At 69.2% G+C, this 6,994-nt stretch carries 8 protein-coding genes; 4 read left to right on the forward strand and 4 right to left on the reverse strand.

The annotated features are described in order from the left end of the window. The 3 genes from QZV72_RS04435 to QZV72_RS04445 form a co-directional block, all read right to left on the reverse strand. On the reverse strand, positions 1-658 hold a 658-nt coding region (locus tag QZV72_RS04435), incomplete at its 3' end, for an iron ABC transporter permease (RefSeq protein WP_297005772.1). A gap of 163 nt (positions 659-821) precedes the next feature. After that, on the reverse strand, positions 822-1,856 hold the full coding sequence (locus QZV72_RS04440; RefSeq protein ID WP_297005759.1) for an iron-siderophore ABC transporter substrate-binding protein: 1,035 nt from the start codon (positions 1,854-1,856) through the stop codon (positions 822-824). 106 nt (positions 1,857-1,962) lie between these two features. Next, the gene (locus QZV72_RS04445; RefSeq protein ID WP_297005761.1) at positions 1,963-2,757 is read right to left on the reverse strand and encodes an AraC family transcriptional regulator; all 795 of its coding nucleotides are present in this window, start codon (positions 2,755-2,757) and stop codon (positions 1,963-1,965) included. Between the two features lie 235 nt (positions 2,758-2,992). Here QZV72_RS04445 and QZV72_RS04450 point away from each other — a divergent pair, with 235 nt between their 5' ends. The 3 genes from QZV72_RS04450 (at position 2,993) to QZV72_RS04460 (ending at position 5,454) form a co-directional block, all read left to right on the forward strand. Continuing rightward, entirely contained in the window at positions 2,993-3,775 is a 783-nt protein-coding gene (locus QZV72_RS04450) for a siderophore-interacting protein (protein WP_297005762.1), read from the forward strand. A 50-nt stretch (positions 3,776-3,825) separates the two neighbouring features. After that, a complete protein-coding gene (locus tag QZV72_RS04455) occupies positions 3,826-4,452 on the forward strand; it encodes a TetR/AcrR family transcriptional regulator (protein ID WP_297005764.1) in 627 nt (208 codons plus the stop codon). A 111-nt stretch (positions 4,453-4,563) separates the two neighbouring features. Next, the gene (locus QZV72_RS04460; protein ID WP_297005766.1) at positions 4,564-5,454 is read left to right on the forward strand and encodes a crotonase/enoyl-CoA hydratase family protein; all 891 of its coding nucleotides are present in this window, start codon (positions 4,564-4,566) and stop codon (positions 5,452-5,454) included. Here the strand turns inward: QZV72_RS04460 and gluQRS are convergent, their stop codons facing one another. Continuing rightward, complete coding sequence (gene gluQRS / locus QZV72_RS04465) at positions 5,455-6,366, reverse strand: tRNA glutamyl-Q(34) synthetase GluQRS (protein ID WP_297005768.1); 912 nt, start codon at positions 6,364-6,366, stop codon at positions 5,455-5,457. It lies immediately after the preceding gene. Positions 6,367-6,452: 86 nt separating this feature from the next. Between gluQRS and QZV72_RS04470 the strand changes: the two genes are divergently transcribed. Beyond that, on the forward strand, positions 6,453-6,994 hold a 542-nt coding region (locus QZV72_RS04470; RefSeq protein ID WP_297005770.1), incomplete at its 3' end, for a PadR family transcriptional regulator.

Raw genomic sequence — 6,994 nt, forward strand, 5'->3', positions numbered from 1 at the left:
CGGCGAGTTCATCACCGAGTGCCAGCGAGTTCAGACCGCGCGCGGAAATGAGGCACAGCAGGAAGCCGACCACGAGGAAGGGCAGGACCAGCCGGATCGAGTCCCAGGTCCCGCCGCCGACACCGCCGATCTCCCAGCTCCTGGTGAGGTCGACAATATCGGTGCGGGTGAGCGTCACCGCGCTGATGAAGGAGGTCAGGGCGGCAGCCGTCGCGGAACCGGCCAGTGCCAGTTTCAGCGGAGTGGTTCCGCCGTGGCCGAGGGAGCCGATGACGTAGACGAAGACTGCGGTGACCGCCGAGCCGAACATCGCGAGCCAGATGTACTGGCTGGCACTGGACAGCCCCAGGTAGGCGATACCGAGGACCACGGCGAGAGCAGCACCGGTGTTGATGCCGAGGATGCCGGGGTCGGCCAGCGGGTTGCGGGTCACGCCCTGCATCACCGCACCGGAGATGCCGAGGGCGGCGCCGGTGATGACGGCGAGCAGCGTCCGGGGGATGCGCTTGGCGACCACTCCTTCGGCGAAGGTGTCCCGGTTGCCGAGACAGGCCGACCAGATGTCGCCCAGGCCGACATGCCGGGAACCGATGGCCGTGGACAGGGCCATGACGACGACGAGGACGCCGAGCACCACGAGGAGCCAGGTGGTCCGCATCACCGTGGAGCGACGCAACCGTTCGGCCGTTGTCTCCGCGGTGGTTGCCTCCGTGGCGGTTCTCCCTGCGGCGGTTCTCCCAGCGGCGGTTCTCTCGGTGTCGGTTCTCCCTGTGGCGGGGACGGCGTCCGTCATGATGGTGCTCTGTGCCTTACCCTGCGTCCTACCTGGCCTTGGCTGCGGCCTCGTCGAGGACCTTGAGGTAGTCGTCGAGGATGTAGGAGATGGCCAGCGGCGTGGGGTTGGCGGCGGTACCGAGGGCGTCATCGCCGAGGAGCACGACGGCACCGTTCCGGATGGCCGGGATCTGGCCGAGCACCGGGTCGTCCTGCAGGGTCTTCAGCATCGCCGCGTCACCGTAGGTGACGATGATGTCGACGTCGGAGAAGACGTCGGACTGCTCGGCGGAGAGGGTGCCGTTGAACCGGTCATTCTCGTCGGACCACGTCCGGATGGACTCTGGGGTGGACATACCGAGGTCGGTGAAGAACTGCGTGCGGGCGTCATGGGTCGAGTAGAAGCTGACCTGGCTGAGGTCGGTCGGGTCGACGTGGGTGAGGAACATGGTCCTCTTGTCCTTGACGGCCGGGTGCTCGGCGGCCTTCTCCGCGATCTCGGACTCCAGGGACGCGATGAGGTCCTTACCTTCCTGCTCCTTGCCGAGGGCCTTGGACTCGATCCCGATGTTCTCACGCCACGTGGTACCCCAGGCGATCTGGCCCTTCGGGAAGGGAACGGTGGGGGCGATCTCGGAGAGCTTGTCGTAGTCCTCCTCCGTCAGGCCGGAGTAGCCGGCGAGAATGACATCCGGCCGGGTGTCGGCGACGGCCTCGAAGTCGACACCGTCGGTCTCGTCGAAGAGGACCGGGGCCTCGACGTCGCCGTCGCCGGTGGCACCGAGCTCGTCAAGCCTGTCCCGGACCCAGGGCAGCACGTCGGCCCCTCCGAAATTGGCCTTGGCCATGCCGACGGGAACCACACCGAGGGCCAGCGGGACCTCCTGGTTCGACCAGTTCACGGTGGCGACGCGCTCCGGGGTGCCCTTGATCTCGGTGGTGCCGAAGGCGTGTTCGATGGTGATGTCACCTCCGTCGGTGTCGTCGTCGGAGGAGCATGCGGCCAGGGACAGACCGAGGACCGCGGCGAAGATCAGGGCGAGCGGGCGGAGGAACCGCGTCAGCCGGGATGTGGAGGACATGTGCGACCTTTCAGGCGGGGAGTCTTGAAACCTGCCCTAACCTAGTGCAGCCTTCCCTGTGGGTCAATCACGCAACAAAGACACCGTATGTCGCAGATCGGACAACCTACTGGTCGCCACCGTGGAACTGCCCGGGGGTCGTCCCTGTCACCCGCCGGAAAGCGGTGGTGAACGAGCTCGCCGAGCCGTAGCCCACAGCCGCAGCCACCTCGGCGATCCCCATGTCGCGACCCAGCAACGTCGCCGCACAATGCACCCGCGCCGCGGTGATCCACCGGGTGAACCCCATCCCGGTCTCCGCCTCGAAGGCACGTGTCACCGTCCGGGTACTGACCCCGAGTTCCCGCGCCCAGGCCTTGAGCGTGCGACTGTCCGCCGGGTTGCGCTGCACCGCCTCCACGATAGGCGCCACCAGCGGCACCGTCGGCACCCGCAGCACCAGCCCGTTGTCGGAGGGGCGGAGCACATCGAAGATCATCTGCTCGGTGGTGCGGTGGGCGTCGGGGGCCAGATCTTCCGTCACCAGCCGTTCGAGGAGCAACCGCAGCAGATCGGTGAGGTCCACCGCCACCGGATAGGACGTCAACGGCATGGTGTCCGCGGTGAAGTGCACCGCGAGCTGCCGTGACCCTGCCGGGGTTCCGCCGGAGTGCGGCGTCCCCGCGGGAATCCAGAGCCCCACGGTGCGCGTGACGGTCCAGACCCGCTGGCCGGTGACGGCGTGCCCCACCCCGCACTCGTTCCAGATCAGCTCGTGGGTGGGATGGGAATGCTCCCCCCACCAGGTGTCGCGGACGTGGTCCTCCTCGTTCCCGAACGCCCTGACCGGGAAACTCAGCGCACCGGCGGCGTACATCGGCAGGTGCCTGGTCTCGACGGTGTCGATACTGTTCACGGTCACGGCATCCACCTTAACCGGTCGTTCTCCGGCATGACGCGCTCCGCGACGTCCGGCGTCCCGGGACCCCCGGACCGTCCCCGCCGGCGATGAGGCAAGCGTTCCCTCTTACATTTGCGGTCCTGACTCACTAATATCATCGCCCATGCACACCAAGAGAATCCGCCGCGTGCGGACCACAGCACCCGCCCCGACCCCACCCGCCGGCACGGGCGACGAGAAGTAGGCGGCGTCACCGATGGGCAAAGGAATCGGCGGTGTCGTCCTCCGCGCTTTCGGGGCGAAGGAACACCGGATCACGGTCACCGGCCGCGAGCAGCGCACGGACAACGTGGTGCGGGTGACCTTCCACTCAGACACCCTGCTCAACCCGTCCGGCGAGGAGCCCGGTAACTGGATGCGGGCCTGGTTCCCGGACCCGTCCGGCTCCGGCAGGGAGCACCAGCGCGGATACACCTTCGTGGACGTGGACGCCGCCGCCGGCACGTTCGGCGTCGACTTCGTCATCCACGAACCGTCCGGACCTGCGTCATCCTGGGCGAAGCGGGCCGAGGTCGGTGAGACGCTCGACGCCCACCGTCTCGGAGAGCAACCGTTCCACCCGGAGGCCACGATCGAGGGACTCCCCGGAACCGGGCTACCGGAAGGATTCCTCTTCCTCGGGGACCTCGCATCCTGGCCGGCGATCCACCAGATGGCCCTGGCCGCGCAGGTGGACCGTCCGGACGCCGAGATCCGGGTCATCCTGGAACGTCACTCCCCCGCCGACGAGCAGTCCCCCCTACCGGAGGGGCCGGCCATCACCGCACGCTGGGTCGACCCGGCCGGTGACGGCGAATCCCTCTACCGGGAGATCGCCGGAAAGGACTGGACCGGCTGGTACATCTGGGCCGCCGCCGAGTCCAAGGTCACCAAGCATGTGCGCACCTTCCTGCGCAGGGAGACCGACCTGCCGAAGAAGTCCGCCCACACCCAGGCCTACTGGGTGCGTGGCAGGCAGATGGGCACCGACCGGGGGTAGTAGCCACCCACCACCGGTGCACCAGTTTCACCACCGGTAGCATCTCAGCCATGATCTCCAAGCGACGGCAGGTGGGGCGGCCCGCCAGAACCTCACTGACCGCGCTGCAGGACGCCGCCCTGCGGCTGGGACTGGACCACTTCACCCTCGCCGCCGTGGCGAAGGAGGCCGGGATCGCCGAAGCGACCGTGTACAACTACGTGCGCAGCCGCGATGAGCTCTACCGCGGCGCCTGCGACCGGCTGTTTGCGGGAGTGGACCTGGCGCCCGATCCAGCCACGGACACCGGCACCTGGATGGACTACATGGACGCGGTCAGTGCGCGTGTCGTCCCGCTCGCCGCAGCCCACCCGGGATTCACCCGGTACCTGTTCTACGGTCCCTTCGGCCCGGAGACCCGGCGCATCTACGTGGAAATGGTCACGGAGGTCATCCGCCGACGACCGGTGTTGGACGCCAACGCCGCCTACTTCGTGGCCTCACGGACGTTCATGAGCTCACTGACCACGGCGTCCTTCCCCGGCATGCGTGACGCCGGCACCTGGCTGCGGCGCTCACTGATGCTCGGGATGGAACAGCAGATCGAAGCGGGGGACCTGCCGCACATGGCCGGTGACTGGCGTGAGGTGCTGGAGCATCAGGGGCAACCGGGGGCCGCCCACCGGGCCAACCGCTGACAACCAACCACTGAAAACCACCCGCTGAAAACCACCTGCTGAAAACCACCCGCTGAACCCGGATTCCGGTTACCGTCCCGCCCCACGGTGCCGTCGGTTAGCGTGGACCGCATGGCCACCGCTTCCCACCCCGGGACCTCCCCCGACCTGCCCACCCTGACCTTCACCGACGCCCCGGTGCGCATCGCGCACGTCCGGCTGAACCGCCCGGGGAAACTCAACTCCCTCACACTGCCGGTCCTCGACGAACTCATCTCGATCGCCGGGCGGATCCGCGCGGACCGCACGGTGCGCACCGTGGTTCTCGCCGGGGAGGGACGCTCCTTCTGCGCCGGGCTGGATTTCGCGTCCGCCATGGGGAGACCACGGGCCCTGGCCGCGAGTTTCGTGCCGCGGCCGTGGCGGGGCACGAACCAGTTCCAGGAGGCGTGCTGGGCGTTCCGCCGCCTACCGGTGCCGGTGATCGCAGCAGTGCACGGCCACTGCTTCGGTGGTGGACTGCAACTGGCGATGGCGGCGGACTGGCGGTTCACCACCGCCGACGCGCAGTGGAGCATCCTCGAGTCGAAGTGGGGCCTGATACCGGACATGTCCGGGCTGCAGTCCCTGTCCCAGCAGCTGCGCGCCGACGTACTCAAGCGGCTGACCATGACCGGTGAGACCGTCGACGGGGCACAGGCCGTGGAGTACGGGCTGGCCAGCGAGGTTGTCGAGGTTCCCGTGGCCGCCGGGTCCGTTGACGGTGCAGGTTCCGACACGGATGCGGACGGCGTCATCGCCGCCGCAGTGGACCTCGCGGAACAGATCGCCACCCGCTCCCCCGATGCCGCCGCCTACGGCAAGCGGCTCATCGACGAGACGTGGACCCGCGGGGCACGCGCCACTTTCGCACGCGAGCGGATCCGGCAGTTCCGGCTGCTCGTGGCGTCCAACACGAAGCTCGCACAGCAGGCTGCGGCGAGGAAGGTCGCCCCGGTCTTCACCCGCCGCAACGTGCGGTAGTCACTTCCCCTCCCACCTCACCGGGTCGTGGGGGAGCAACCGCGGATCGGCCAGCGCGGCGTCCCCGATGGAGGCGTCGATCCACGCGCGCGCCGCCGCAGCCTTCCCGGCGTAGGTCTCCCCCGGCAGCTGACGCAGCGTCACCGCCCCGTCGCGCTTCGCCAGGCGCTGACCCGTCGGCCCCAGCACCAGCGGTACGTGCACGTACTCCACCTCCGGCAGGCCCAGCAGGTGCGCGAGATAAGCCTGCCGGGGAGCGGAACTGAGCAGGTCGTCACCGCGGACGACCTGGTCGACGCCGGCCAGCGTGTCGTCGACGACGACGGCGAGGTTGTAGGCGAAGCCGGTGTCCTGTGCACCACCGCGGCGCAGCACCATGTCGTCGACGACCCCGGTGTACCGGCCGCCGGCCGCCTCGGCGGAGAACGTCTCCCGCACGGTCCACCGGCTGACCCGTGCCCGTAACCGCAGCGACGGAACGCGACCGGTCGCGGAGAGTTCCTCCCGCTTCCGCTCACGTTGAGCGTCGGTGAGGTTCCGGCAGGTGCCCGGGTAGCTCCCCGGCGCGGCGTGCGGTGCGCGGGCGGCCTCGGCGATGTCCCTGCGCGAGCAGTAGCACTCGTAGACCAGGCCCCCGTCGATGAGCCGGTCGAGGGCGGCCCCGTAGTCGGCGAGGGTGTCCGACTGCCGCGCGACCGCCCCGTCCCAGCTCACACCCACCGCCGCGAGGTCCTCCAGCTGCCGGTCGGCGGAGAGCTCCGAGGAGCGGGCGGAGTCGATGTCGTCGACGCGCAGCCGGAAGCCGCGTCCGGTGGTCCGGGCCCACGCTTCGGCGAGGACCGCCGTCCGCAGGTTGCCGAGGTGCAGGTCTCCGCTGGGACTGGGCGCGTAGCGGCCGTTGCCGTGGGTCATGACTCACAGGGTAACCGCAGGGTCCCGGCGTACCCTGGGGGTGTACCGACCACCACGCCACAGTCAGAGAAGAACGGGGTACGACAATGACCGACAAGAAAACCTCCGACGAGCCGCAGGACTTCAGCGGCCTGTTCGACATGATCCGCGGGCTGCGCGATGATTTCGCCGCCAAGCGTCCCCGCCTGGAGATCACGAAGGACGCCGTGGGCGACCATGATGTCCGCGCCGCCGCACTGAGTGTGCTGGCGACGACGCCGGCGACCGGTGCCGCGGTGATCCGCGCCATCACCGAGCGCAGCACCGACGACTGGGAGCCGGCGGCGGCCGAGGTGTACCCGACCCTCCAGCTGCTCGTCGACGAGGGCCTGGCCACCGTCGCCGAAGATGAGGGGCGCCGCACCTTCACCCTCACCGAGGCGGGGCAGGACGAGGCGGGACAGGACGAGGCGTCCGCCGACACCGGTGACGAGGACGGGGACGCCTGGGCCGGATTCTTCGCCCCGTTCAGCCGGTTCGCCGAGCACGCACCGTTCTCCGGCGGGTTCGCCGGTGCCCGCGGTGAACTGCCGAAGGCCGGGGTGAGGCTCGGTCAGGCGGTGCGCCAGGTCGTCATCGGTGCAGACCC

The organism is uncultured Corynebacterium sp., assembly GCF_902782855.1.
Taxonomy (GTDB): Bacteria; Actinomycetota; Actinomycetes; order Mycobacteriales; family Mycobacteriaceae; genus Corynebacterium.